Source organism: Pseudoalteromonas sp. SWYJ118 (assembly GCF_015864505.1).
GTDB classification, from domain to species: domain Bacteria; phylum Pseudomonadota; class Gammaproteobacteria; order Enterobacterales; family Alteromonadaceae; genus Pseudoalteromonas; species Pseudoalteromonas arctica.
On sequence record NZ_JADYXC010000020.1, the window covers coordinates 17314 to 42886 of the forward strand.

The 25573-nt window shown below is 38.6% G+C and carries 23 protein-coding genes; 16 read left to right on the forward strand and 7 right to left on the reverse strand.

What is annotated here, in order from left to right; genetic code table 11:
* Positions 1 to 164: 164 nt before the first annotated feature.
* Positions 165 to 764, reverse strand: a complete 600-nt coding sequence (gene msrA, locus I6F48_RS16210) for a peptide-methionine (S)-S-oxide reductase MsrA (protein WP_166420300.1) — start codon at positions 762 to 764, stop codon at positions 165 to 167.
* A 287-nt stretch (positions 765 to 1051) separates the two neighbouring features.
* Between msrA and I6F48_RS16215 the strand changes: the two genes are divergently transcribed.
* A complete protein-coding gene (locus I6F48_RS16215; protein ID WP_166420301.1) occupies positions 1052 to 1246 on the forward strand; it encodes a CPXCG motif-containing cysteine-rich protein in 195 nt (64 codons plus the stop codon).
* A 61-nt stretch (positions 1247 to 1307) separates the two neighbouring features.
* Here I6F48_RS16215 and I6F48_RS16220 read toward each other — a convergent pair whose 3' ends face one another.
* Positions 1308 to 1508: a hypothetical protein gene (locus I6F48_RS16220; protein ID WP_002962626.1), complete on the reverse strand. Its 201-nt coding sequence runs from the start codon at positions 1506 to 1508 to the stop codon at positions 1308 to 1310.
* 106 nt (positions 1509 to 1614) lie between these two features.
* On the opposite strand from I6F48_RS16220, the gene I6F48_RS16225 reads away from it, so the two are divergent.
* From I6F48_RS16225 to I6F48_RS16235, 3 genes are all read left to right on the forward strand, one after another.
* Positions 1615 to 2097 (forward strand): GNAT family N-acetyltransferase, encoded by a 483-nt coding sequence (locus I6F48_RS16225; RefSeq protein WP_197119842.1) that lies wholly within the window; start codon positions 1615 to 1617, stop codon positions 2095 to 2097.
* 167 nt (positions 2098 to 2264) lie between these two features.
* Positions 2265 to 2876: a MarC family protein gene (locus tag I6F48_RS16230; RefSeq protein WP_024593948.1), complete on the forward strand. Its 612-nt coding sequence runs from the start codon at positions 2265 to 2267 to the stop codon at positions 2874 to 2876.
* A 30-nt stretch (positions 2877 to 2906) separates the two neighbouring features.
* Positions 2907 to 3788 carry an alpha/beta hydrolase gene (locus I6F48_RS16235; RefSeq protein ID WP_010552777.1) on the forward strand — a complete coding sequence of 294 codons (882 nt, stop codon included), beginning with the start codon at positions 2907 to 2909 and terminating at the stop codon, positions 3786 to 3788.
* 521 nt (positions 3789 to 4309) lie between these two features.
* On the opposite strand, the gene I6F48_RS16240 is transcribed toward I6F48_RS16235, so the two are convergent.
* Together I6F48_RS16240 and I6F48_RS16245 are read right to left on the reverse strand one after the other, a co-directional pair.
* The gene (locus I6F48_RS16240) at positions 4310 to 5449 is read right to left on the reverse strand and encodes an MFS transporter (protein WP_197119843.1); all 1140 of its coding nucleotides are present in this window, start codon (positions 5447 to 5449) and stop codon (positions 4310 to 4312) included.
* 24 nt (positions 5450 to 5473) lie between these two features.
* Positions 5474 to 6646, reverse strand: coding sequence for an MFS transporter (locus tag I6F48_RS16245; RefSeq protein ID WP_197119844.1), 1173 nt, complete (start codon positions 6644 to 6646; stop codon positions 5474 to 5476).
* 106 nt (positions 6647 to 6752) lie between these two features.
* Here I6F48_RS16245 and I6F48_RS16250 point away from each other — a divergent pair, with 106 nt between their 5' ends.
* The gene (locus I6F48_RS16250; RefSeq protein ID WP_197119845.1) at positions 6753 to 7676 is read left to right on the forward strand and encodes a LysR family transcriptional regulator; all 924 of its coding nucleotides are present in this window, start codon (positions 6753 to 6755) and stop codon (positions 7674 to 7676) included.
* Between the two features lie 74 nt (positions 7677 to 7750).
* Here I6F48_RS16250 and I6F48_RS16255 read toward each other — a convergent pair whose 3' ends face one another.
* Positions 7751 to 8959 (reverse strand): porin, encoded by a 1209-nt coding sequence (locus I6F48_RS16255; RefSeq protein WP_197119846.1) that lies wholly within the window; start codon positions 8957 to 8959, stop codon positions 7751 to 7753.
* Between the two features lie 639 nt (positions 8960 to 9598).
* Here I6F48_RS16255 and I6F48_RS16260 point away from each other — a divergent pair.
* The 5 genes from I6F48_RS16260 to I6F48_RS16280 all read left to right on the forward strand — a co-directional run bounded on the left by I6F48_RS16260 (position 9599) and on the right by I6F48_RS16280 (position 16920).
* Positions 9599 to 11188 (forward strand): ABC-F family ATPase, encoded by a 1590-nt coding sequence (locus tag I6F48_RS16260; protein ID WP_165741752.1) that lies wholly within the window; start codon positions 9599 to 9601, stop codon positions 11186 to 11188.
* Between the two features lie 161 nt (positions 11189 to 11349).
* Positions 11350 to 11832: a 5-(carboxyamino)imidazole ribonucleotide mutase gene (gene purE, locus I6F48_RS16265; RefSeq protein WP_002962540.1), complete on the forward strand. Its 483-nt coding sequence runs from the start codon at positions 11350 to 11352 to the stop codon at positions 11830 to 11832.
* A gap of 2 nt (positions 11833 to 11834) precedes the next feature.
* Entirely contained in the window at positions 11835 to 12983 is a 1149-nt protein-coding gene (locus tag I6F48_RS16270) for a 5-(carboxyamino)imidazole ribonucleotide synthase (protein WP_197119847.1), read from the forward strand.
* Between the two features lie 124 nt (positions 12984 to 13107).
* Complete coding sequence (locus tag I6F48_RS16275) at positions 13108 to 14283, forward strand: endonuclease/exonuclease/phosphatase family protein (RefSeq protein WP_197119848.1); 1176 nt, start codon at positions 13108 to 13110, stop codon at positions 14281 to 14283.
* Positions 14284 to 14415: 132 nt separating this feature from the next.
* Entirely contained in the window at positions 14416 to 16920 is a 2505-nt protein-coding gene (locus I6F48_RS16280) for a S9 family peptidase (RefSeq protein ID WP_197119849.1), read from the forward strand.
* A gap of 88 nt (positions 16921 to 17008) precedes the next feature.
* Here the strand turns inward: I6F48_RS16280 and rrtA are convergent, their stop codons facing one another.
* Entirely contained in the window at positions 17009 to 17593 is a 585-nt protein-coding gene (rrtA, locus tag I6F48_RS16285) for a rhombosortase (protein ID WP_197119850.1), read from the reverse strand.
* Positions 17594 to 17690: 97 nt separating this feature from the next.
* On the opposite strand from rrtA, the gene ggt reads away from it, so the two are divergent.
* From ggt to I6F48_RS16300, 3 genes are all read left to right on the forward strand, one after another.
* Entirely contained in the window at positions 17691 to 19469 is a 1779-nt protein-coding gene (ggt, locus tag I6F48_RS16290; RefSeq protein ID WP_165726052.1) for a gamma-glutamyltransferase, read from the forward strand.
* Between the two features lie 142 nt (positions 19470 to 19611).
* Positions 19612 to 21306: an NAD-dependent malic enzyme gene (locus I6F48_RS16295; protein WP_007586692.1), complete on the forward strand. Its 1695-nt coding sequence runs from the start codon at positions 19612 to 19614 to the stop codon at positions 21304 to 21306.
* Positions 21307 to 21459: 153 nt separating this feature from the next.
* Positions 21460 to 22185, forward strand: coding sequence for an SIMPL domain-containing protein (locus tag I6F48_RS16300; protein WP_007586691.1), 726 nt, complete (start codon positions 21460 to 21462; stop codon positions 22183 to 22185).
* Between the two features lie 134 nt (positions 22186 to 22319).
* On the opposite strand, the gene I6F48_RS16305 is transcribed toward I6F48_RS16300, so the two are convergent.
* Positions 22320 to 23666 (reverse strand): DUF2254 domain-containing protein, encoded by a 1347-nt coding sequence (locus I6F48_RS16305; protein WP_165728638.1) that lies wholly within the window; start codon positions 23664 to 23666, stop codon positions 22320 to 22322.
* Positions 23667 to 23819: 153 nt separating this feature from the next.
* Here I6F48_RS16305 and I6F48_RS16310 point away from each other — a divergent pair, with 153 nt between their 5' ends.
* Genes I6F48_RS16310 through I6F48_RS16320 form a run of 3 tightly spaced genes read left to right on the forward strand, consistent with a single transcriptional unit; the run spans position 23820 to position 25458 of the window.
* Entirely contained in the window at positions 23820 to 24191 is a 372-nt protein-coding gene (locus tag I6F48_RS16310) for an MAPEG family protein (protein WP_007586689.1), read from the forward strand.
* 14 nt (positions 24192 to 24205) lie between these two features.
* Positions 24206 to 24838: a sulfotransferase gene (locus I6F48_RS16315; protein WP_165740806.1), complete on the forward strand. Its 633-nt coding sequence runs from the start codon at positions 24206 to 24208 to the stop codon at positions 24836 to 24838.
* Positions 24839 to 24885: 47 nt separating this feature from the next.
* Positions 24886 to 25458, forward strand: coding sequence for a tRNA-(ms[2]io[6]A)-hydroxylase (locus I6F48_RS16320; protein WP_007586685.1), 573 nt, complete (start codon positions 24886 to 24888; stop codon positions 25456 to 25458).
* Positions 25459 to 25573: the final 115 nt, after the last annotated feature.

Below are 25573 nucleotides of genomic sequence, written 5' to 3' on the forward strand. Positions count from 1 at the left end.
TGATTTAGTAGATAAACAGCCAGCTTTAGGAAACAGAATATACTATTTATTGATAATGAAGGTTTGTATACTTTTTGAAGCAGAGAAAGCTAGCTTTGTAGATATGTAAAAGGCTGCACAATATGCAGCCTTTTGTTGGTGTAATTTAAGTTGCTTAATAAATACTAGTGGGTTGCTCTGTCGCCCCAAATATCTTCTAGGCGGCTATCGCGACCACAACGCCAACGATAAGTGTTGTATCGGATTGGATTGTTTTTGTAATAATCTTGATGAAAGCTTTCCCTCCCTTTAATAGGGTAAAAGGTACTTGCGTTTAATATAGGCGTAACCACAGTTTGATTAGGAAACTCGGCTACCACAGCTGCTTTTGTTTTTTCGGCTAATTTACGTTGTTCGTCGTTTTCTACAAAAATAGCGCTTAAGTAACTCGGGCCTTTATCGCAAAACTGGCCTCTGGCATCAAAGGGATCAATATTAACCCAGTAATGATCAAGTATGCCCTTATAGCTTACTACATCCGGGTCGTAAGTGATTTCTACCGCCTCGTAATGGCCTTTATGGTTACCATTGTATGTTGGGTTTTTAAGTTTGCCACCAGTAAAGCCCGATATTACATCGGTTACACCTTCTAGTTTTTCAAAATCGCTTTCCATACACCAAAAGCAACCTCCAGCTAAAACAGCTTTTTCGGTTTTAGCTGCATGCGTAAACGTACTAAACAATATTGCGGCAGATGTTAATGCTAATGCGAGTGATTTTTTCATAAAATTATCCACCTGAGGTGTGAGTTTAAATACTTATAAAGTTAGACCCGCCAAGTGCTAATACTATTTCATTGTAGTGGCATAGTTTTAGCCGGTTAACTATTTATGGTGCAAAGTAATGTCATAAAAAGGTTTTATAAGCATCTCACTGGGAGTGAGATCACTTTTAAAGCAAGCAGTATGCTTTAATTAATTCAGTAAAATAAACGCTATTTGATACGCTGTTGTATTATGCGAGCTTGTTTATTAAAGTGGCAACATTCAAGATATAAATTAGCAGGTGATAAATGAACCAGTTAACCGAAAAATCAATAAGCTGTCCTTATTGTGGAGAAAGTATAGAAATATTACTTGATGCAGCAGATATTGATGAGCAATACATTGAAGACTGCCAAGTATGCTGTAAGCCAATTTCGTTTGTGGTATTTGAGGATGAAGATGAGTTAAATGTTAATGTATACAGTGAAGATGATACATTTTAAATTGGCATAAATTATAAAATAGGCTGCAACTCTGCAGCCTTTTTATTGTGTACGGAACTAACTAGCTATTTTGTTCGCGTGCTAGTTGGTTTGGCAAAAGCTCTTCTACTATTTCGCGCGCCGGGAGTGTGTAGCGTGTGCCGTCAAACATTACTGAGGTAAACTCGTTAATATTAGTAATGCCTGTTAAGGTCCAGCCTTCGCCGCGCTTTGGGCAATATACTGTGGTAGTGGGTTGTATTACTTTAAAATCGTCACTCATTACGTTATCTACTCTTTTTGCTTTAAAGATAATGCTTGTTAATGGGGTATGGTAAGTTAATAATGCGTGCCCATAAAGAGCTAATTTAACTAACTACTTAAATAAAATGTTTAATACCATAAAGCTTGAACGCGTTACGCTGCGTTTAATTACCCACAAACACGCTACGTGTTTATTTAATATTTTAAACCACCCGCATGTGTCAGAATTTAACGACTACGAAACACCGCTCAGCAAAACACAAATCAAACAATTAATACAAGATGATATTAGTGCCTACTACGAAGGCGAAGTGATTAGAGTTGCAATTGAACATAATACATCTGGAAAATTAATGGGTACTTGTGGGCTTTATAATTTAACGCCGTGTAAAAGTAGTGCGTTTATAGGATTTGAGCTGCACCCCGACTTTTGGGATAAAGGCGTAATGTTTGAAGTAGTCACTGGTTTTATTGAAACGCTACTTAAGGATATTGCGCTTAAACATTTATCGGCTGAGGTGAGTGCACACAATGCACGTTCCCATAATTTACTTATTAAGTTAGGTTTTAGCTTAAGAGAAAATTCTATTTGGCATAAATCACTTTAACGAATGACGGCAATTATAAGTGCTTATCTTTTTTCAATCCTGAAAGGTCAACGCCTCCAAGTGTAAATAAAATACAAAAAATAACGGCTTTCTATTATAGTTAAGCGTAAGCAAATGAATTTGTTACCCGTGTTTTATTAAATATTTACGCTTAACAAGGATTTTATATGCTAGAAAAACTATCTCAAGATGCGCTTGTTATTTGGGCTACCATTGACCCAATAGGTACTATGGCGCTGTTTGCTGCGCTTACTTCTCATTTAACAGATCAACAACGTCGTAAAACAGCCTTTAAAACGGTCCTTTATGCTGGTTGCGTACTATTGGGTTCTATTTTAATTGGGCAGCTAATACTTAATGCGATGGGAATTAGGTTGGTGTCGTTTCAGTTAGGGGGCGGAATTATATTGTTTTTGTTTGGCCTGCAAATGATATTTGGAAACGATTCTAACAAAGCTAAACAAGACCCCGATCACGATATAGCAGTGTTTCCGCTAGCTATACCTGCAACTGCGACTCCTGGCGCTATTTTGGCGGTGATACTACTTACCGACAATCATATTCACCCAATTACCACTCAAATAGGCACAGCGCTTGTTACACTTGGTGTGTTGGGTATTACTTTAATACTGTTGCTGCTTTCGGGGAAAATAATTAAGCTTATTGGTACTGGTGGCGCGTCTATTTTAACGCGTGTGATGGGGATGATTTTAGCCGCGTTTTCGGTTGAGCTTATTATGACCGCGCTTGAAATAAAACAATGGGTTAAGCTCGATTAAATAACTCTTAAACATTTGAAGGAATGCCGCATGGCAATAAAAATAACAAAACACTATTTTATTAATTTAAGTTTAGCCGTAGTCATTTTTGCTATCGGTATTTTAGCCATACGTTATTACAACCATTATGTATCGGCCTATACAGACGTAACAATTAACTCAAGCGTGCTTAATGAGTCGCGCAAGGTATTTATAAGATTGCCCGCTAATTACAATCCTAAAAAAGCGTATCCGTTAATTATTAAAACCGATGGAAACTTTAATTTAGATACATGGGATAAAGCACTTACAAAACAAGCTAAGAGCGAAAAAGGGGATAAGGCTATATTGGTGTCTATTCCTAATTTGTTTTTTACAGATACACGTAATCGCGATTTAGTGCCACCTTATGCTCGCCAAGATGTAAATACACAAGCGCGCCCTGAGGGCGAAACACTTATAGAGCCTAATGGTGAAGCCGACAAGTTTTTAGCGTTTATTGAAACTGAGTTATTCCCGTATTTATCGGCAAAATATAAGCTTAGTAATAACCGTGTATTAAGTGGTTTTTCGGCAGGTGGTAGCTTTGTACTTTATACACTGCATACGAGGCCTGAACTGTTTAATGGCTACTTTGCATTTAGCCCAGCGGCTTGGTATGACGACATGACAGTGGTTAATAATGTAGAAGCGTTTTTAACTACTCAAGCTAACAAAGTTAAGGCGCCTACTTATTTATATCTTTCGGTGGGTGGAGCAGAGCATCCGTTAATGTTAAAAGCGTTTAATAATTTAGAGTCTGCTTTAAAAGCAAACCCTAATAATAACCTTGCGTGGCAAAGCGCTATAAACGAAGGTGCTGAGCATTCAGATAATCCACCACTTAGTGTATCAAAGGCATTAGCTGGTTATAGTGCGTTTATTAAAAAGTAGGTTAGATAGGTTTAAATGGTAGCTGTATGTATATACAGCTAACGCTGTTTTATCTATTTATGATAACTAATCAGTTTTATAGCACTTTATTTAGTTTAATATTATTAACGACTTACAAAGGGAAGTTGGTTTAAGTTATTTTTGACAGGAAATATATTCACTGTGTTTATATACAGTATGTAGCTATTGAGATAGAATCCAGTCAGTACCTATGAGCATATACACATCTATTTGTTACTGCTTTTAATCAGCCTTACGCCTTTGTGAACAGCAATAATCAGTGTAAGTACTTTGCAATTTCAATATAATTTCACCATCTTTTTACACTCTTAATGCAGTTAATATAAATTAGCTGGTGGCTTTACAGTAAAAGAACACATCATACTAAATGTTGCTATAATGCTAAACTTAGCAATAGAGTCAAATTAAAAAAAAGTAATCAGTAAAGTAGTGCAAATAATAAAGCGAGAGGTTTAGATAAAAAAAGAGCATTTATAAAAATGCTCTTTTGTAAGTTACTACTACTTTGCTTTGATAGGTTTAAAAAACAATACCAGTGCAATTATAAATGCTGAAACGCTACAAATTATAAATACGTTTTTTTCACCACCAGGTATGTACTGCATAAATGAGGTAAAAAACTGACCCGAAAATACAGCCATCGTAAAGTACGATAAATTACGGCCGCGTACTTTCAGATCGCTGAGCTCTACCGTCATATGGTTTAAAAGCGGGATACTAAAACCAAATCCTATACCTATTAATATTGCGCCTAAAATTAAAAGTAGGGTGCTTACTTGTGTAAAACAAATATACGATAAACTAAACGCTAAAAAGGCAAATACCAAAACCTTGGGCTCACCAAGCTTCTTTGTTATTTTAGGCATAAAGCCTACGGTAACTACAGCCACTAAAGATATAAATGCGAGTAGTTGGCCTATTTGTGATTCGTTAAAGTTTTCCTCGTTCATTGTAATGGGCAGTAAAACAGTAGACGTAAAAAATATGGTCATCGCGAGTGTTGAAATTACATAAACGCTTTTTAACGAGAGGCCATTATTAGCTTTGTGGTGTAGATGTTCTGACACTTCATCGCTATTACTAGCCAGTGAGTTTTTACTTGGCACAAACAATAAAAGCATGGCCAAAAATACCCACGCTATTAAATAAAGTGAAAATGGCAGCGCCCAAAATTGCGACGCTAATAATCCGCCTAAAAATAAAAATATAACACCGCCTAACTCTATCGCCATGCCTTGTTTTGCAATCATGCCAAGGCGTGCTTCGCCTGTGTACCAAGCAGAAATTAAAACCGTACAACTTGCCATTACCACAGCAGTTATACCGCCGAGTAAAAATCGATTAGCAAATACAAGCGTTGGGCCTTTTAAAAAGTAAGCGCTGGCACCTGCAACCCCATATAAAAATAATCCAATTACTAAAAGTTTATAAGCTCCGTATTTATCTATTAATTTTCCTGCTAGCGGCGCAAAAACCACAGCGCCTAACGATGGCAACGTAATTAAAAGTACGGTGTTATCGGTTATACCTAATCCTTGTGAAATACTTACTAAACCTGGCGCAAGTAGGGTTCCCACCATAATAGTTAAGCTGGCGATACACAGTAATGTAAAGCTACCCGCTGTTTTTAACATACCCATTTTTACTCCTTAAGTTTTAAGCGATTACTTTTTAGCAAATGAATTAAAAATGCCACTTAGCAAAATAAATATAATGCTTACAGCAACAACGCCAGGCCATTGATAAAGTGCAAATGCTTTAACACCAACCATTGAGCCAACAGCGCCTCCAATGTAATAACCCAGCATGTAAATTCCATTTATGTGACTTTGCGCAGTGGGGTCAATACTAAAAACACGCACTTGGTTAGCCACTTGCGCACTAAATATGGCAAAGTCGATTAGAATAATGCCAATAACTAACGACGCTAAACTGCCATTAAACAAACCTGTAATAGCAAAGCCGATTGCCGCAAGCGTAAGTGCAATCATAATTAGAGCTTTAGATCCCAGTTTGCTGACCCATTTACCCGATGACTTAGCCCCAATTACGCCAGCCAATGCTATTAAACCAAATAAACCAGCTTGTTGAGCGTTGTAGTTAAATGGCTCGTTACTTACATAAATTGCAAGTGTTGCCCAAAGCACATTAAATGATGCAAACCAAAATGCGCCCGAAAGTGTAAAATGCTGCAGTGATTTATGTTTAATAAACAACGCCAACATACTTTTAATGAGAGGCCAGTAACGCAAATTAGTGTGTGGCTTATTGCTAGGTAAAAACACGCGCAGTAATATACCAAATAATGCTGCGAGTACTGCCGACATTAAAAATACACTTCGCCAACCAAATTGCTCACCTACAAACCCACTTAACGTTCTTGAAAGTAAAATACCGATAGTTAAGCCCATCATTAATGTGCCTAACGTGGCACCTTTTTGCTCGCTCGATACAAGCGATGCTGCAAAGGGTATTAATTGCTGGGTTATATTGGCGCTTACACCAATTAAAAATACCGATATAAGTAATAAAGGTAAGTTAGGTGCAAGCATTGCTGCACTACAAGCCACTACTAATAAGCACGACAAAATAGTAATTAAATGCCTGCGAGCAATCGAGTCACCCAAAGGAGAAATAAATAATAACGCAAACGCGTAACCAATTTGTGTAAGCGCGGGAATACTCCCAAGCTGCGAATCAGTTAAATTAAATTCGTTCGCTATAAGCGGTAAAATAGGCTGGTTGTAGTACAAGTTTGCTGCTGTTGCTGCAATTGCAGTGGTCATTAGTAATAAAATAAATCGACTTAATGACTGATTTTGTTTGGGTTTGGTCATAGCTGTCTTGTGTTGTTAACATATAGCTATGGTATGAGTTCTTTACCTATAACAAAAATGATATTATTTTATAGAATCTATACAGATAATGTATTTAAGGTGCATGATGGATATTAAAACATTAAAAAGTTTTGTCAGCGTGGCTAAGCATCAGAGTTTTTCAGAAGCGGCCAAAGAGCTACACACCGTGCAACCTGCAATAAGTAGGCATATTGTACAGCTCGAAAGCGAGCTTGATGTTGTGCTGTTTATAAGAAACTCACGCGATGTTGCAATAACTCAAGCGGGTGAGCAGCTATTAAAAGATGCACGCGCTATTTTGGCTCTAGCTGACAAAGCTAAAACTCAGGTTAAACGTGCCCACAACGGGCAGGTAGGTACACTTAATATTGCGCACTTAAGCTCGGCATGTTTAACCTTTATGGCAGCACTGGTTCGAGAATATAAACAGCAATACCCAAGCGTGCACGTTACATTGTTTGAAATGACTGCAACTGAGCAGATACATGCGTTTAAAAATGATTTAATTGATGTGGGTTTTTCACGGCCTTTACCTGATTCAATTAATGATGAATTTGTAAGTCATACTATTTATGTAGATTCATTGGTGGCCATCGTTAATCAAAACCATGCGCTGGCAAATTATAAAAATATTGATTTAGCTAAGCTAAAAAATGAACCCTTTATTATTTTTAATAGAGAGGAAGCACTTGGTCTTTTTGATGAAACCATTTTGCAATGCAAACAAGCTCATTTTTCACCTAACATTATTAGCCAACCTAGGCATATGCAAACATTAGTTACTGAAGTGGCTGCTGGCCTTGGTGTGGCCATTGCGCCTTATTGCGTACGTAAATTATATAGTGAAGGGTGCCATTTTATAAAACTGAGCGACGTACTCACGCAAATTCCGGTGCTATTACAATTTAAAAAAGCCGATACCAACGCCGCTGTTAAGGCACTTGTTAAAATAGCTTTAAACGCAAAATCGAGTATTGAAAAAAGTATGGCAGAAAAAAAGCCCAGTTAAAAAAGTTAAAAGGGCTAAAAGGGTTGTGCTTAGGGAAGTTGTAGTCGTTTTTAACTTATATTTAGAGCTTATATTTAGAACTTATATCTAAAACCAAATGCTATACCGTCATCTTCCGACTGCTCCATTTGTGCTTGTTGATCGTCGTTATCACTTTCAAAGTCGCTAAAGTCTTTACGCGCTTCTACGTAGGCAATAGTGTCTTCGTCAATTAAGTAGTGAAGGCCAATAACAGCAAACTGACGCTTAAATACATCGTCTGGATCGGCGTTAAAGTTTGGCTGAATTACGTAGTCATCACCTGCATCAAACACGTTGTAGGCAATAAAAGGGCGAAAATCGTTATCAAAGCGGTAAGATGCAAATGTTTCTACACCTATTGCGTCATCAATTAAGCGACCAATATTATCGGTGTCGTGGTTTTTGTTTTTATTTATGTTGGCAGCAACGTAAAGGCCGGGCTTATCAATATTGCCCCACATAATGCCTGCACCGTAAATTAAATCTTCAACATTGCGAGTAGAACCATCGCCAAACGTTAAATCAAACTCGCCACGGTTAACACCTGCAGTAAGCGTTAGCATATCGGTTGGGGTGTAAGTAACAGAGGCACCAAATGTGTAATTAAATTCAACATCTTGGGCTGCGCTATCGCCTGAGTTCCAAAGTGTTTCGCATTCTTCTTCTGAAATGTCGCTTACGTCACAGGTATAAAATTCGCTGTTTTTAAGCTGTGCTTGTACTGCAAAACTAAAATCGTTGTAACTATTACGATACTGCACTAACTTATCGCCACGCCCAGTACCATTTACAGCGCCATCGTCTTTGTTATAGGTGTAAACGCCTGCGGCATTGCCATCCCATACAAAACTATTATTTGTGCCGTAAACTACGTCGTACCATGCACCCCATTGTTTACCAATAGTAAGTTGTCCGTACTTTTCGTGCGAAAGGCCTGCATAGCCTAAACGGTTATACAAAAACTCATCCTGAATTGACTCAAAACGATTGTTATAAATAATATCGCTACTGCCTACCGGATTTACACCCCATTCAATAAGTGCAAGGGCGGTCCAGTCTTTCTTAAGCTTTCGGGTAAAAGCAAAGTTGATGCGTGAAGTACCATTAACAACTTCGGTTTCGTTTTGTGTATTAATTACACGCACATCAAGATAACCACCTACATTTAGAGTGTTTTTATCATCCTTGTATAGCTCTACCGCCGAAACTGCGGGTGCTAGTACAATACTTGCGCTAACCAGTGTTGCTAATTTTTTGCTCATCTTGTGTGTTGCCCTGTGTAAATTGGTTAATGTTTTTACGTAGGTAAAAATTCAGATTTGAAGACTAACAAAGCGATAAACGGCTCAAAAGTGAAAAATACTCAATAAAACTGAGCATTAATCTTAATAGGTGTTCACGAGAGGTTAATTTTGTTTTTCAGGTGTTGCTGAGGTTTGTTTTTTTAGTTGTTTTGTAGGTAAAAAGAATTGGTAATAAGTGGTGTGTTAAAATTCTAATTTGAATTAATTTCATCTTGATTAAAAAATAGCGACTAGTGCAAAAGCTCTAAAAGTGCTTTATTTTCATAAATATAACTTTTTATTGTTATAGGTTGTACAAAAATGAGTTAAGTAAACACACAAACACGTTAAAAGTGTTTTTACTCTAATTTATATACCAAATTCTAAACATTCATATCGGTTTATTATGAATGTATTTATGAATTTTAATTTATCTAAGTTGAATAACAATTTGCAAAAACACTAAATTTAATTTGTTATTTTAATTACGAGTAGCTCAGCGATAATAATTGCCTTGAACGACGTGGTTTGCCATTAAACTTTCATAGAAAAACAGGCCATTTTGGTTTAAACTGCGCGCAATTTAATTACATCCTTACTCCCTTGGAGGGTAGCGCTATTATTAGTACAGCTAATGTCACCATGCAATTTGGTGCTAAACCATTATTTGAAAATATCTCAGCAAAATTTGGCGATGGAAACCGTTACGGTTTAATTGGCGCAAATGGTTGTGGTAAATCAACATTTATGAAAATTTTAAGTGGTGAGCTTGAAGCGTCTTCAGGTAATGTAAGTACTGATCCAAATGAACGCGTTGCTAAACTAAACCAAGACCAGTTTGCCTACGAAGAATACTCAGTAATTGATACTGTTATTATGGGTCATAAAGAACTGTGGAAAATTAAACAAGAACGCGACCGTATTTACTCTTTACCAGAAATGAGTGAAGACGATGGTATGAAAGTAGCCGATCTTGAAACTGAATTTGCTGAAATGGATGGTTACTCTGCTGAATCTAAAGCAGGTGAGCTATTATTAGGCGTAGGTATTGGTACTGAGCAACACTTTGGCCCAATGTCAGAAATTGCACCTGGTTTTAAACTACGCGTGCTACTTGCACAGGTGTTGTTTTCAGACCCAGATATAATGCTACTTGATGAGCCTACCAATAACTTGGATATTTACACTATCAAGTGGTTAGAAGATGTATTAAACCAACGCGACTGTACCATGATAATCATTTCGCATGACCGTCACTTTTTAAACTCTGTGTGTACTCACATGGCCGATATTGACTACGGTGAGCTACGTATTTACTCAGGTAACTACGACGAATACATGTTTGCAGCAACGCAAGCACGTGAGCAGCTACTTAGCGAAAACGCGAAAAAGAAAAACCAAATTGCTGAACTTCAACAGTTTGTATCTCGTTTCTCTGCTAACGCATCTAAAGCTAAGCAAGCTACATCGCGCGCTAAACGTATCGACAAAATTCAGTTAGACGAAGTTAAAGCGTCATCACGTCAAACGCCGTTTATTCGTTTCGACCAAGAAAAGCAGTTATTCCGTAACGCGCTTGAAATGAACAATTTAACGCAAGGTTTTGACGACAATACGTTATTTTCTGGCCTTGAAGGTTTAGTAGAAGTTGGCGAACGTATTGCTATTATTGGTGAAAATGGTGTTGGTAAAACAACATTACTTAATACATTAGCAGGGCGCTTAGCACCTAAAGCCGGTGAGTTTAAGTTTTCAGAAAATGCGAACATTGGTTACTACGCGCAAGATCACGCAGATGAGTTTGCAACCGACATGAACTTGTTTCAGTGGATGGAGCAATGGCAACAAGAAGGCGATGACGAGCAAGTGGTTCGTAGCTTCTTAGGCCGTATGTTGTTTTCGCAAAACGATATTAAAAAGTCAGTTAAAGTAATTTCTGGTGGTGAGCAAGGCCGCATGTTGTTTGGTAAAATTATGATGCATAAACCAAACATATTGCTAATGGATGAGCCAACCAACCACATGGATATGGAATCTATTGAAGCGCTTAACTTAGCACTTGAAGCCTACGAAGGTACATTAATGTTTGTATCGCACGATCGTCAATTTGTATCATCGGTAGCTACCCGGATTTGGGAAGTTAAAGATGGTAAAATCATTGACTTTAGAGGCAACTACGCAGAATACCTAGCGAGTAAAGAAGCTTAATTAGCTATTTACCCGTTAACCCTAAAAAGCCATGTTTAAACATGGCTTTTTTTGTTTTTGTGGCTTTGTATTAGTCGCAATTAATATGGCTTTGGGTATAATACCCGGCTTAAACAGGACATAAGTCCGCTATTTTAAAAATACATTACTGAGGAGTATTTATGACTGTTGGCATTATTATGGGTTCTAAATCAGATTGGCCAACCATGGAACATGCAGCACTTATGCTTGAGCATTTTGGCATTAAGTACGAAACTAAAGTCGTGTCTGCACACCGCACTCCTCAATTACTTGCTGATTACGCAAGTTCAGCCGCAGAACGCGGTATTAAAGTTATTATTGCTGGCGCTGGCGGCGCGGCTCATTTACCAGGTATGGCTGCTGCTTTTACATCGCTTCCTGTACTGGGCGTGCCTGTAAAATCAAAAGCATTAAATGGTGTTGATTCACTTTTATCTATTTGCCAAATGCCTAAAGGCGTTGCAGTGGGCACACTTGCAATTGGTGAGCCGGGCGCAGCAAACGCAGGTTTACTAGCCGCACAAATTTTAGGGTGTCAAAATCCAGAAATTTTTGCAAAAATTGAAGCGTTTCGTAAAGCTCAAACCGACACTATATTAGCTAATCCAAACCCTGCAGAGTAATAATGAATATTTTAATATTAGGTGCAGGGCAACTTGCACGTATGATGAGTCTTGCAGGCGCGCCGCTTAATTTAAATGTGGTTGCATACGATGTAGGCAGCAAGCAAATTAAGCATCCGCTAACTGGTGAGGTTTATAGCACGTCACTTGAGCAAGCAATATTAAACGCTGATGCAATTACTGCAGAGTTTGAGCACATTCCTGATGACGTACTAACACTTTGCTGTAACAGTAATAAGTTCTACCCTGGGAAAGCCGCTATTAAAACCGGTGGCGATCGCTCGCTTGAAAAAGCATTGCTTGATAAAACAAACGTAACTTGTGCGCCGTATCAATTAATTACTGAAAAAGCGCATCTAGAACACGCAGTTAAAACCCTAGGCAAGCCACTTGTTATTAAAACATGCCAAGCAGGTTACGATGGAAAAGGTCAATGGCGATTAAAGTCAGATGATCAAATAGACGAGATTTGGTCACAAATGGCTGATTTTATTGCATCGGGCACAGAGCTTGCGCCACATACAATTATTGCTGAAAAAATGATCCCGTTTGATCGTGAAGTCTCTATTATTGGTGCGCGCGATAAACACGGTAATGTTGCTATTTATCCGCTAACAGAAAACGAGCATACAAATGGTGTGTTAACTTTATCTATTGCGGGTAAAAACAATCGCAGCGTTGAAGCTCAAGCAAACGATGCATTTACTAAAATAGCAAACGAACTTAACTATGTTGGCGTACTAGCTATTGAGTTTTTTGATGTACAAGGCACGTTACTCGTAAACGAAATTGCACCGCGTGTACATAACTCAGGCCATTGGACGCAGCAAGGTTGCCACTGTTCGCAGTTTGAAAACCACATGCGTGCTGTAGCAGGTTTACCGCTTGGTAATACTGAGCTTAAACACATTACCGCGATGATAAACGTATTAGGGCAACCTAGTATTCCAGCTGACGTACTAAAATACGCAGATGTGACTAGCCATTGGTACGGTAAAACTGCAAAACCAGGTCGTAAAATGGGCCATATAAACGTATCGGCCACTAGCATGAACGACCTAGCAGATAAATTAGGCGAGCTTACTGAATATTTACCTGAGCAAGACTACCCAGGTATTTTAAAAGCGGCAGCTAATTTAATCCTTCATTAAACGTCTAAATACTCGTTTTATTAAATGCCGAGCTTGCTCGGCTTTTTTATGTTTAAAAAAGGCGCGTGGATACCCAGTTTGTGAAATAATGATTGAGTCTAAAATTTTACAGTGAAATTATTTAATGAAACTTAAAGCAATTTATAGCGCACTACTTGTTGCCGCTTCTTTTAGTACTTTTTTTAGTAAGAGTGCATTTGCATCAGACTCTCTTCGTGTTGCTACATTTAATGTAAGTATGGATGCAACTAATCACACGCCTAAAGGAGAGCAAGTTAAAAGTGATGCTTTAGTTAATGCACTTAAAGCAAACCACCAGCAAATTAAGAACATAGCAGAAATTATTCAACGTGTTCGCCCTGATATTATTTTACTTAACGAATTTGATTACATCCCAAAAGAGCAGGGAATTGAATACTTTAATCAACATTATTTAAATGTAGGTCAGCAAAAACAAGCCGCTATTAATTACCCTTACTCTTATATTACCCCTGTAAATACAGGCCTAGCTACCGAGTTTGATTTAGATAACGATGGCAAGAAAAATGGCGTGATGGGCGATGCACAAGGCTTTGGCTTTTTTGAAGGCCATTACGGTATGGCTATTTTGTCAAAGTACCCAATCGATTTTGATAAAGTAAGAACCCTTCAAACCTTTAAATATAAAGACATGCCAAATGCACAAATGCCCGTAATGCCTAAAACAGGCGAAAACTGGTATAACGCTCAAGAATGGCAAGCGTTAAGACTTAGCTCTAAATCGTTTTGGGATTTACCTATTAACGTAAATGATAAAACCATTCATGTTATTGCATCTCACCCAACACCCCCTGTATTTGACGGTGAAGAGGATAGAAACGGCAAACGTAACCACGATGAAGTAAGGTTAATTGCCGATTACGTTTCAAACGCTAAGTATATTTACGATGATAAAGGCGAAAAGGGTGGTTTAAAAACTTACTCTCGGTTTGTTATTTTAGGCGATTTAAATGCCGCACCAGAGGGCGATAAAGCCCGCACAAATACCACCGACCAACTGCTTAAAAACCCATTGATAAATGCAAGCTTTGTTCCAAAAAGTGAGGGCGCTAAAGAGCAGTATGCTGTGCCTTATGCACAAAATTACAGTGCTAATTGGCAAGCGCGTGTTGATTACGTACTACCGTCAAACTACGGCTTAAAAGTTAAAGACGGTGGTGTGTTTTGGCCAACTAAAACGAGCAATGAATATCGTTTAATTAAAGACAGAAACGCATCGAGCGATCATCGACTGGTGTGGCTTGATTTAATAGTTGAATAACGCCTATTAACAGGGGATGCGCTAGTAAACTGAGCTTTACCCTGTTTAATGGCTATTTATCTTAAAAAATTGCAATAACTTGAGTGCTTCTGCTTAAATACGGCTTAATTATAATAACCGTATAGAAGCACTATGATTTTTAATTTTTCTTCATCTAAAACGTTAGTGGCCTTAGCTGTTGCCTCAAGTGTCATGCTTGCAGGTTGTAGCGCTACTGCTAACACCTCTTCAACACAGCAAAGTGTATTACCAGCAACTAAGATTGCTGCGGTTGTAAACACACCAGCAGATATCGGCTCACAAAAAATAACGCTAGAACAAGCAATGGCCGATCCAGATTGGATGGGTAATCAGCCAGAGAGTGCTTACTGGGCTAGCGATTCGGCTACTATTATTTATGCTCAAAAAGAGCAAGGTAATACACTACGCGATTTATTTAGCCAATCAGTTACTAGCCAAACAGCAGAGCAAGTAGCACTTAATAAGCTTCATACTGTGGGTTCAAATAAAGCTGTTTATTCAAAAAATAAAACAATGGCGGCCTACACGTTTAAAGGCAATGTATTTGTTAAAAACCTAAAAACGGGTGAACTTAAACAAATTACAGCGACATCAGCAAGCGAGTCTAAACCACAATTTTTAAACAATGGCGATTTAGTTTACCGCCAAGGCAATGTGTTTTTTAGAGTTGATTTAAAAACAGGTTTAACGACTGAGCTTGCTAACTTAAAGCTTGCCGATGAGCCTAAAGGCATTGAAGAGCCAAGTACGTATATTGCTAAAGAGCAGCATAAACTGATTAAATTTGTGGCGCTTCAGCAAAAAGACAAAAAAGATAAGCAAGCGCGCAGTGAGCAAATTAATGAACAAAACGATTCAATTGCTAACACGGCTTATTACTTAGGTGACGGTAATAAAGTATCTGAGGCACAACTTTCACCAAATGGTGATGCGCTGTTAGTCGTTGTACAAAAGCAAACAGATTGGCGTGGTGAGGGTGATATTATGCCTAACTACATTACAAATGACGCTACCATTGAGCCTAAAAAAGCACGCCGCCGTGTAGCCGATGCTAAAGAAGAAACCTCAAAGCTTGTGTACATCAATTTAACTAATAAAGAGCAAACATCACTTAGCTTTAATACCTTACCGGGCTTTGACGAAGATGTTTTAGCCGCAGTTAAAAAAGAAAATTATGCACGTGATGGTAAAACCTATAAGTCTAAAAAGGCGCCTCGTGGCATTAACCTTATTATGGACTGGGGTTTTGAGCAAAGCCCAATAGTATGGAACGATGACGGGTCACAAGTTGCTATCATGCTTGAAGCCTGGGACAACAAAGATCGTTGGCTTGCTACCGTTGATTTTGAAAGCAACAAACTCGTTTCGCAGCACCGCCTACATGACGATGCATGGATTGCTTATGCATTTAACGACTTTGGTTGGTTGCATAACTCAAACACGCTTTATTATCTATCGGAAGAGTCGGGTTATAGCCAGCTTTATAAAAAACCAGTAAATGGTAAAGCAACTGCGCTAACACAAGGCCAATTTGAGGTTTCTAATTTAACGCTTACCAGCGACGACAGCGCTATTTATTATAAAGCGAATGTTGAGCACCCAGGCCTGTACGAAATTTACCGTGTTAACCCGCAAACAGGTAAGAGTGAGCAAGTTACTGACTTAAATGGCATGACTGACTACACGTTAAGCCCTGATGAAACCAAGTTACTCCTTAAGCACTCTACAATTACCATGCCTAATGAGCTTTACGTAGCAGATGCTAAAGCAAATACAAAAGCCACGCGCTTAACTCATACAGTGTCGGATGAGTTTTTAGCTAAAAAGCTAACTGCACCTAAAATTGTAGCCGTGCCATCGAGCCATACTGATCAACCAATATACGCAAAAGTGTACTACCCAGCTGATTACGTAGAGGGTGAAGTAGGCAAAAACCGTAAAGCGGTTATTTTTAACCACGGCGCAGGCTACTTACAAAATTCACACATGGGCTTTTCGGTTTATTTTCGTGAATTTATGTTTCATTCATTACTAGCAGATGAAGGCTATATAGTAATGGATATGGATTACCGTGCGTCTAAAGGTTACGGACGCGATTGGCGTACTGCGATTTATCGTCAAATGGGCACGCCTGAAACACAAGATTTAGCCGATGGCGTTAAATGGATGGCGCAAAATGCCAACGTTGATACCAAAGCAGTTGGTACTTATGGTGGCTCATACGGCGGCTTTATGACCTTTATGGCATTGTTTACCGCGCCTGAGTTATTTCAATCGGGTGCAGCACTACGACCTGTTACCGACTGGGCACATTACAACACAGGTTATACGGCTAATATATTAAACCATCCTGATGTTGACCCGATTGCATATGAGCGCAGCTCGCCAATTTATTACGCTGAGGGTTTAAACAAACGTTTATTAATTAACTCACCCATGGTTGACGATAACGTGTTTTTTCAAGACTCAGTGCGTTTAGTACAGCGCTTAATAGAGCTAGAAAAGCAAAACTTTGAAACAGCTATATTCCCTGTTGAACCACATGGTTTTGTACAGCCTTCAAGTTGGTTAGACGAATATCGCCGTATTCATAAATTATTTAAAGAAACGCTTTAATCTCTAATTCTTAAAGTATAAAAAAAAACGCCGCATTAGTTTAGTTAACTAATGCGGCGTTTTTATTAGAGGAGCAATAGCTTATGCGCTATTTTTGCTTTTTTAAGAGTTCTATAGCCAGTGGTATGGCAAGTATAGTCCCACCTATAACTCCAATTAAATGTGCATCAATGGCCACTGTGGAGTTAATAAGTTTTCCTATATCGGCATTTGGGCCGCTAAATTGCTCAAACGCTATTTTAATCCATACGCCTATAAATAATAAATAACCCGATTTAAGCCCTACAGTTATATCTTTAACTGCCCCCCAAATAATTACGCCATGAAGTAAAGCACTTAACCCAGTGTAAATATGTATGCTTGGGCAAAACCAATACACACCGAGTCCACACCATAATGCCAGCAAGCATATATTAAACGCATAACGAGTAGGGGATGTATATTCACCATGCAAAAGCCATATTAATAAAACACCACTGGCATTTAATCCCAAATGAGCCCAATTAGCATGAACAAATTGGCTGGTGAAAATTCGCCACAGCTCACCTTCATCAATTAAGCTTCGGTTAAATTCAAGTAAATTATTTAAATCAAATGCAGCAAAAATGGTACTAAAAAGCAGCAAAATTATAGGCGGTAATATATAACGAGGTTGAATAGGTAAATTAAGCATTTTATTATATTTTTTTAGTCAAAATTTTTGCATATTGTGCCCGTTTAACTTTAAGATGCCAAATACAACTACGTAATTAAGTGTTTTTAGTATTTTTATGCATTTTAAACTTAACTCATTATTTGCCATTGGACTGTGCGCAGTATCACTGCCTTCATTTGCACAGCAAGCAACTCAAATTGAAACTCGCGAACCTGAAGCCGCTACTGGATTAATCCATAAAAAAGTAGTGCAAGGTGATAAATACATGGTTGCTGCTGCAAATCCATATGCCTCAAGAGCCGGTCAACAAATTTTAGCCCAAGGCGGCAGTGCCGTAGATGCTGCCATTGCTACTCAACTAGTGCTTACTTTAGTTGAACCGCAATCGTCAGGTATTGGCGGTGGTACATTTATGATGTACTACAACAAAGCAAACAATAAGCTGACTAGTTTTGATGGCCGCGAAACAGCACCTGCAAATGCAGACGAAACGCTGTTTTTAGATAAGCACGGTAAAGCCGTTAAATGGATTGAAGCAGTAGTAGGTGGGCGCTCTGTTGGTGTGCCTGGTATTTTACATGCCTTTGCAAGCGCGCATAAACAATACGGTACCTTGCCGTGGGAAGCGCTTTTTAAACCGGCTATTGAACTTGCAGAGCAAGGCTTTGTAATTTCGCCGCGTTTACATGGCTTATTAGCACGCCAGTTAAACCCAGGCGTACTGAGCATGCCGATTATTAACGAATACTTTTACCCAAATGGTAAATTAATCGAAGCGGGTAGCGTTAAAAAGAATCAACCACTTGCTGATTTATACAAAGACATTGCAAAGCAGGGCATTGATGCATTTTACAAAGGCGAAAACGCTAAACAAATGGTTAATGCTGTACAGCACTCTAAAATTGCCCCTGGTAAATTAAGTGTGCAAGATTTAGCAGATTACAAAAGTAAAGAACGCGATGCGGTATGTATACAATACCGTGCTTATAACGTGTGTTCTATGGCGCCACCAAGTAGTGGCGGTGTAGCAGTACTACAAATGCTTGGCCTACTTGAGCATAAAGATATGAGCGCACTTAAACCAAATGGCGAAAAGGCGATTCATTACTTTAGCCAAGCTTCGCGTATTGCATTTGCCGATCGCGATATGTACATGGGCGATCCCGATTTCACTCAAGTACCTACAAAAGAGCTTTTAAATAAAGATTACATTGCCTCACGCGCTAAATTAATTACCGAAACAGACCAAAAAGCCGTAGCCGGTAATCCAGTAGGGTACTTAAGTTATGCAATGGATGATTCATACGAGTTACCTTCTACTTCGCATGTCTCTATTGTAGATAGTAAAGGTAATGCAGTTTCGATGACCAGTTCAATTGAGATGGCGTTTGGCTCTACGGTTATGGTTAACGGCTTTATTTTAAATAACCAACTAACTGACTTTTCGTTATCGCCACGTAAAAACGGTAAGCTAGTAGCAAACCGTGTAGAGGCTGGTAAACGCCCGCGTAGCTCTATGTCACCGGTAATGGTATTTAATAAAGACGGCAGCTTACGTTTAATTGTAGGCTCACCTGGTGGTAGTCGTATCATAGATTACGTTGCACAAGTTGTTGTGGGTGTTATTGACTGGAATTTATCAGCACAAGACGCTATTAACTTACCGCGTACAACAAATCGTAACGATTACACCAGCCTTGAAAAAGGCACAACCATTGAAGCCATTGCGCCTGCGCTTACTAAACGTGGCCACAATGTACGTATTATTGATTTAAACTCAGGCTTACACGCAGTTGAAGTTAAAAATAATACCTTATATGGTGGTGCGGACCCTCGCCGTGAAGGTGTTGCGTTATCTGATTTAACTGATAATAACGCCACTATACAATTTTAAATTATGTATAATATGCATGTGGGCAGTGAAGCCCGCATGTATTTTCTCTCAATGGTCTGACTAGCTTAATTGTCGTTGCAATTAAACCTTTAACACTGATAATGACAGATCATAACTTAAGACTCCGTTAAAGCCTGGAAATATGACAACTAATACTGATCCTAACTACTTATATATTCATCATTCTGGCCCTGGCCTAATTGAAACACCGCTATTAAATAAAGGCAGTGCCTTTAGTAAAAAAGAACGCGAAAATTTCAATCTTGCTGGTTTACTTCCTCCTCGCTTTGAAACAATAGAAGAGCAAGTTGAGCGTTGTTATCAGCAGTATTCTAGCTTTACCGACAACCTTAATAAGCATATTTACTTACGTGCGATTCAAGATAACAACGAAACACTTTACTACCGTTTAGTGCGTGATCATCTTGAAGAAATGATGCCAATCATTTACACGCCGACAGTTGGCGACGCTTGTGAAAAATTCTCAGACATTTATCGCAGCGCACGCGGCTTATTTATTTCGTATGAAGATCGTTACCAAATTGACGACATTTTACGCAACGCTACCAAAGGTAAAGTAAAAGTGATTGTTGTAACTGATGGCGAGCGTATTTTAGGCCTAGGCGATCAGGGTATTGGTGGCATGGGTATCCCAATTGGTAAATTGTCACTTTACACTGCGTGTGGTGGTATAAGCCCAGCATACACATTGCCTGTAATGCTTGATGTGGGTACTAATAACGAAAAGCTTTTAAACGATCCTATGTACATGGGTGCACGCCATAAGCGTATTGCTCAAGACGAATACGATGAGTTTTTAGATTTATTCATTAAAGCGGTTAAACGTCGCTGGCCAAATGTATTACTTCAGTTTGAAGATTTTGCACAACCAAATGCAATGCCGTTACTTAAGCGCTACCGCAATGAAATTTGTAGCTTTAACGATGACATTCAAGGTACTGCGGCTGTAACGGTCGGTTCTTTACTTGCTGCGTGTCGTGTTAAAAATTCAACCCTAAGCCAACAAAAAGTAGTTTTTGTGGGTGCAGGTTCTGCTGGTTGTGGTATTGCTGAGCAAATTATTAGCCAAATGGTTTTTGAAGGTATTACAGAAGCTCAAGCGCGTAGCCAAGTATTTATGGTTGACCGTTTTGGCCTACTTTCAGAGGGTATGGAAGGCTTACGCGATTTCCAACAAGCACTTGCACAACCGCAAGGCTCGTTAAGTGATTGGACTTACAGCGGTGAATACGCATCACTTCTTGATGTTATGCACTGTGCACAACCAGACATTTTAATTGGTGTTTCAGGCCAACCTGGTTTGTTTACTGAGCAGGCTATTCGTGCAATGCACGCCGGTTGTGAACAGCCAATTATTTTCCCATTGAGTAATCCATCTAAGCAGGTAGAAGCGCATCCTGCTGATGTGATTAAGTGGACTGACGGTAAGGCGCTTGTTGCAACAGGTAGCCCGTTTGATCCGGTTGAACACAACGGTGAAATTTTCCCAATCCCACAATGTAACAATAGCTATATTTTTCCTGGTATTGGTTTAGGGGTTATTGCCGCTAAAGCGACACGCATTACAGATGCTATGTTAAGTGTGTCTAGCGAAATGCTTGCAGAGTCGTCGCCGCGTGCAAACACAGGTAAAGGCAGTTTATTACCAGCCTTAACTGAAATTGAAACGCTAAGTAAGCGTATTGCATTTGCCATTGCTAAAAAAGCAATCGAAGAGGGCGTTGCTCTTGAGATTACTGATGATGCGTTATGGGCAGCAATCGACAAAAATTACTGGTTACCAAAATACCGTAACTATAAACGTTGTAGTGTTTAATTAGGTTTATACGTAATTAAAAATAAATAACGTTGTAGGCACAGTTACAACGCTTAACAAAAAACAGGCAATTGCCTGTTTTTTTGTGCTTGTTCATATTTAATTAACCACGTAAGGTCTTTAATAGCATTTACAAAATTAAAGGATCGACTAATGAAAACACTGACTCTTGTTTTAGGTAGTGCACTGGCTTTAAACGTACTTAGTTTTGATGCACTCGCGGCAGCGACACCCGATGCTCCTCATATTTATGTTAAGGGCGAAGCGACTCTTACTACAATGCCAGATTACGTACAGCTTAGTGTAGGTATTACCGAAGTTGATAAAGACTTAATTGCAGCTAAAAATAAAACCGACTTAACCATCGCTAAGGCAATTAAGCTCGTAAAAGAAATTGGTGTTAAAGAGGGAGATATAAACGCCGGGCAAATCTCAATAAACCGTGATAGCCAATACAACCGCACTACCGGTAATCAAGAATTTAAAGGCTTTAAGGTTTCTCGTACGTTAACAGTAAAACTCAGCGATATAAATAAATACCCAGAGTTACTACAAAGCTTAGTTAACAACGGTATTAACGAAATTAATCAAACGCAATTTTTAGCAAGTAACTATAACGAGCTGCATAAAAAAGCGCAAAAGTTAGCAATTAAAGATGCACGGGATGCTGCAAAAGAGTTTAGTGAAGATTATGGCGTTGACTTAAAAGGTTTGTACAGCGCATCACTGAGCCCACTCAATGTGCAGTCGCAGCCTTATATGCGCGCAGAAAAAGTAATGATGGCTGATAGCGCACCAAGTAACTATGTACCTGATGCCTACCATGCTGGAGAGATTAAAGTTACTGCCTCAAGCTATGCTGTGTACTACATAGATTAAAATATAGGTTCTTCCTAGGGACGATTAACTCTATGTTGCTCGGTTTTTACTTAGCCCACTAGGTTACAAACCTCGCGCCGCGATTTAATCGCCCCTAGATTGAACAAATTTCAATCCAAATAATTCAACACGCCCTAGTGGTGCTCAAAACGTGCCACCAACTTCTCACCTTGCTCTTGGCTGATACGCGCTATTGAGTTAAGCATATTAGTTACTTCGCGTCTGTCGTATTCATTAGTTACATGTTCATTTATGTCATCAACAATTGCATTTAAATAATTAAATAAACTGTTTCGTGCATCGGTATCTTTATGGGCAACAAACAAAATATTTTTAAATGCCTCAAGCACGTTTGTCATTACGTATGCATCGCCTTTGGCGTAATTACGCAGCGGTGTAAAGTTGTCGTGTAATAACTCATCAAAGCTTGTTTCGTGAAGGTACAACAATGGGGCATTATCACTGTGCTTAAACGAGTAGTTAATATCGTTAATTGACAGCCTTTGGATAAGTAAAATACTCAGCATATCAATTGATTTAACCGCAGTACCTGGATCGTTGATACCCGGGCTCATTGCCTTAACTGCAATCTCAGATATTTGCGTTAACCCATAACGGTAATGATCGCTAATGTACTCTTCTATATAAAAAATAAAGCAGTCGAGAATTTTATTTATCAGCTCTTCATCGTTTGCTATATCTTTATTACATTTTAAAAACGGGTAACCTTTAACTGTAAAATAGCCTTGGTTAACAGAGATATACACCTTTATATCTTGCTCTGCCAAAATGGCACACAGCTTATCGGTATGTACGCCTTTATAATATCCCTCTGTTTTACTGCTTACCGAATGCCACTTGCTAAAGTCTGGAAAGTCTTCAACTGGGTTCTCTTGTTGTCTTAGTATTATTGTTTTAATTTCGTTTTTAGTTTGGCTAAACAAGCCATTTAATACGTTATCAACCTGAATGGCACGAGAGATTGAATGTATAAAAAACACAAATAAACCTAATGAAATCAAGCCAAAAACAAGTGCAAACAACACACCAATTGAAGGAATAGCCGTACTGCCACCTTCAAGTTTATTAATGTTTATAAGCATAATAATTGAGTAAATTATGCTGCCTAAATAAAAGCCCAAAACCATTTGGTGTGATTTACGCGTAATAAGCCCAGGCACTACGCGGGGCGATAAACTCGCACTGGCCGAATTTAAAACCACCATTACCATCGAAAAACTAAACACGGTAAGCGAAATAATACTCCCCGCTAAAGTGCTTAAAATAGTACGCGCGTTTTCGGCGCTATCAACAAGTACAACCGATATAAACGATTTTAGCTGCTCAATAGGGGCTAAATATTCAACCGACATAGTTATAATGGCAAATACTAAAAAGCCCACTGAAAGCATAGAAGGGTAAAAGCCAATACTGTTAATCATTTCACGGTAACTGTCGGCTACTTTGCGAGGTACAAACATAAAATCCTTATGTAATTTTCTACTTACTTAATACCCTTAGCTTAGCATAGGCATTTATTAAACTTCTGATAATGCTGCTCAAATTTATATGTTATTATCACGCCCACAATAATAAAGCGCATGCTTATGCGATAAAAATAACAGGAAAACGCCGTGATCATTTCAACTTATGCTGCATTACTTGCATTCTTTTACATTTATTTGAGCTTTAACGTAATAAAAGTGCGCCGCGCGGAGCAGATATCACTTGGTGATAATGGTAACGCAACGCTACAACGTGCTGTGCGTGCCCACGCTAACTTTATGGAGTACGTGCCAATTGCTTTAATTTTGCTTTTTTTAGCAGAATACCAAGGGCTTGCTAGCCATTACTGTCATATATTAGGTGGTGCGTTATTAATAGGGCGTGTGTTTCAAAATTTAGGCATAGTAGAAAAAAGCCTGAAATATCGCCAAATTGGTACCATTACTACATTTTTGGTGATTATTGTTAGCGCCTTTGTATTGCTAGTGACACGTGGCTAATTAAAGAAAAGTTAATGAGCAAAATATTTATAATAGGTTTACCGCGTACCGGCACTACTAGTGTGTGCCACGCATTTTTAGAGCTTGGTATTACAACGGCGCATACCGCGTATACTAATGCTTGTTTTGAAAATGCTAACGCGATTGCCGACACTCCCATATTTAATGACTTTAAAGCGCTTGATATTCATTACCCAGACTCTAAGTTTATTTATTTAGAGCGCGAACTTGGTGCATGGCTTGTATCAATAAAACAGCTTTTAGCGCGTATGCACACTAATTTAACCCGTGCAGATGGGGGCTTTAATATTCATATAAAACGTTGTTATTTAAATACGTTTAGTGAGCTTTCGCTTAATAATATTAGCGACGATAGTTACTTAGCTCACTGCTATAAAACACATTTTAATGATGCTCAAACGTACTTTAATAACCGTGACAACGATTTTTTATCCATTGATATAGCAAAGCCTGATAGCTATAAAAAGTTATGCAATTTTTTAGCGTTAAAAAGTGATAAAACTGATTTTGAAAAAATGAATATGGGCGGCAAAGTTACCGCGTGGAACGATATTAAACACCCGTTAAAAGTTGAATCTACGGCTAAAGGGCGGATAGATAAATTACTGCCTTACAAGATTTTTTAAATCAAATACGTTAAAATCCCCGCATTATTATTTAAGTTGTACAGAACATGTTTGAATTAAAATATCACACCCCATTTGAATGGACCGAAGTTGTCCTTGCTGACTTTAATACTTTTTTACAAGATCACGCCGCTGCAGAAAAAAAAGCATCGGGTATGGCTATGTCTATGCTTTCGCATTATCCAGACAAACGTAAATTAGTAAAAGCTATGACCGACTTAGCGCTAGAAGAATTAATACACTTTAAACAAGTACTTAAATTGCTTTTAGAGCGAGATGTAAACTTAGGTGACGACAAAAAAGACCCGTACATAAAACAAATACGTGCACTGTTTAGACACGGTCGTGATGGTTTTTTAATGGACCGATTACTGGTTGGCGGTGTAATTGAAGCACGTGGCCACGAGCGTTTTTCTTTAGTTGCACAAGCGCTTCCTGAGGGTAAAGAAAAAGACTTTTATGTTGCTATTGCTAAGTCAGAAGAAAAACATAAAAACCTATTTGTAGAACTAGCTTACGAATACTTTGAAAAAGAAGAAGTTGATGTTCGTCTAGAAGAGCTGCTTATAGCTGAAGCTAAAATCTGTGAAAGCATCCCGTTTACAGCCGCTTTGCATTAATTAAAACTAGCGTAAAGCGTATTTTCACTCGCTTTGCGCCACACACCTCTGCTCTTATTTCTTTGTTAACCTCTTCATGAATTGTTGATTTGCAATTTGCGAATCAAAATAATAA

Coding starts and splice junctions, on each gene's coding strand:
- msrA (WP_166420300.1), bottom strand. CDS start 764: ATGAAAAAATCACTCGCATTAGCATTAACATCTGCCGCAATATTGTTT.
- I6F48_RS16215 (WP_166420301.1), top strand. CDS start 1,052: ATGAACCAGTTAACCGAAAAATCAATAAGCTGTCCTTATTGTGGAGAA.
- I6F48_RS16220 (WP_002962626.1), bottom strand. CDS start 1,508: ATGAGTGACGATTTTAAAGTAATACAACCCACTACCACAGTATATTGC.
- I6F48_RS16225 (WP_197119842.1), top strand. CDS start 1,615: ATGTTTAATACCATAAAGCTTGAACGCGTTACGCTGCGTTTAATTACC.
- I6F48_RS16230 (WP_024593948.1), top strand. CDS start 2,265: ATGCTAGAAAAACTATCTCAAGATGCGCTTGTTATTTGGGCTACCATT.
- I6F48_RS16235 (WP_010552777.1), top strand. CDS start 2,907: ATGGCAATAAAAATAACAAAACACTATTTTATTAATTTAAGTTTAGCC.
- I6F48_RS16240 (WP_197119843.1), bottom strand. CDS start 5,449: ATGGGTATGTTAAAAACAGCGGGTAGCTTTACATTACTGTGTATCGCC.
- I6F48_RS16245 (WP_197119844.1), bottom strand. CDS start 6,646: ATGACCAAACCCAAACAAAATCAGTCATTAAGTCGATTTATTTTATTA.
- I6F48_RS16250 (WP_197119845.1), top strand. CDS start 6,753: ATGGATATTAAAACATTAAAAAGTTTTGTCAGCGTGGCTAAGCATCAG.
- I6F48_RS16255 (WP_197119846.1), bottom strand. CDS start 8,959: ATGAGCAAAAAATTAGCAACACTGGTTAGCGCAAGTATTGTACTAGCA.
- purE (WP_002962540.1), top strand. CDS start 11,350: ATGACTGTTGGCATTATTATGGGTTCTAAATCAGATTGGCCAACCATG.
- I6F48_RS16270 (WP_197119847.1), top strand. CDS start 11,835: ATGAATATTTTAATATTAGGTGCAGGGCAACTTGCACGTATGATGAGT.
- I6F48_RS16275 (WP_197119848.1), top strand. CDS start 13,108: ATGAAACTTAAAGCAATTTATAGCGCACTACTTGTTGCCGCTTCTTTT.
- I6F48_RS16280 (WP_197119849.1), top strand. CDS start 14,416: ATGATTTTTAATTTTTCTTCATCTAAAACGTTAGTGGCCTTAGCTGTT.
- rrtA (WP_197119850.1), bottom strand. CDS start 17,593: ATGCTTAATTTACCTATTCAACCTCGTTATATATTACCGCCTATAATT.
- ggt (WP_165726052.1), top strand. CDS start 17,691: ATGCATTTTAAACTTAACTCATTATTTGCCATTGGACTGTGCGCAGTA.
- I6F48_RS16295 (WP_007586692.1), top strand. CDS start 19,612: ATGACAACTAATACTGATCCTAACTACTTATATATTCATCATTCTGGC.
- I6F48_RS16300 (WP_007586691.1), top strand. CDS start 21,460: ATGAAAACACTGACTCTTGTTTTAGGTAGTGCACTGGCTTTAAACGTA.
- I6F48_RS16305 (WP_165728638.1), bottom strand. CDS start 23,666: ATGTTTGTACCTCGCAAAGTAGCCGACAGTTACCGTGAAATGATTAAC.
- I6F48_RS16315 (WP_165740806.1), top strand. CDS start 24,206: ATGAGCAAAATATTTATAATAGGTTTACCGCGTACCGGCACTACTAGT.
- I6F48_RS16320 (WP_007586685.1), top strand. CDS start 24,886: ATGTTTGAATTAAAATATCACACCCCATTTGAATGGACCGAAGTTGTC.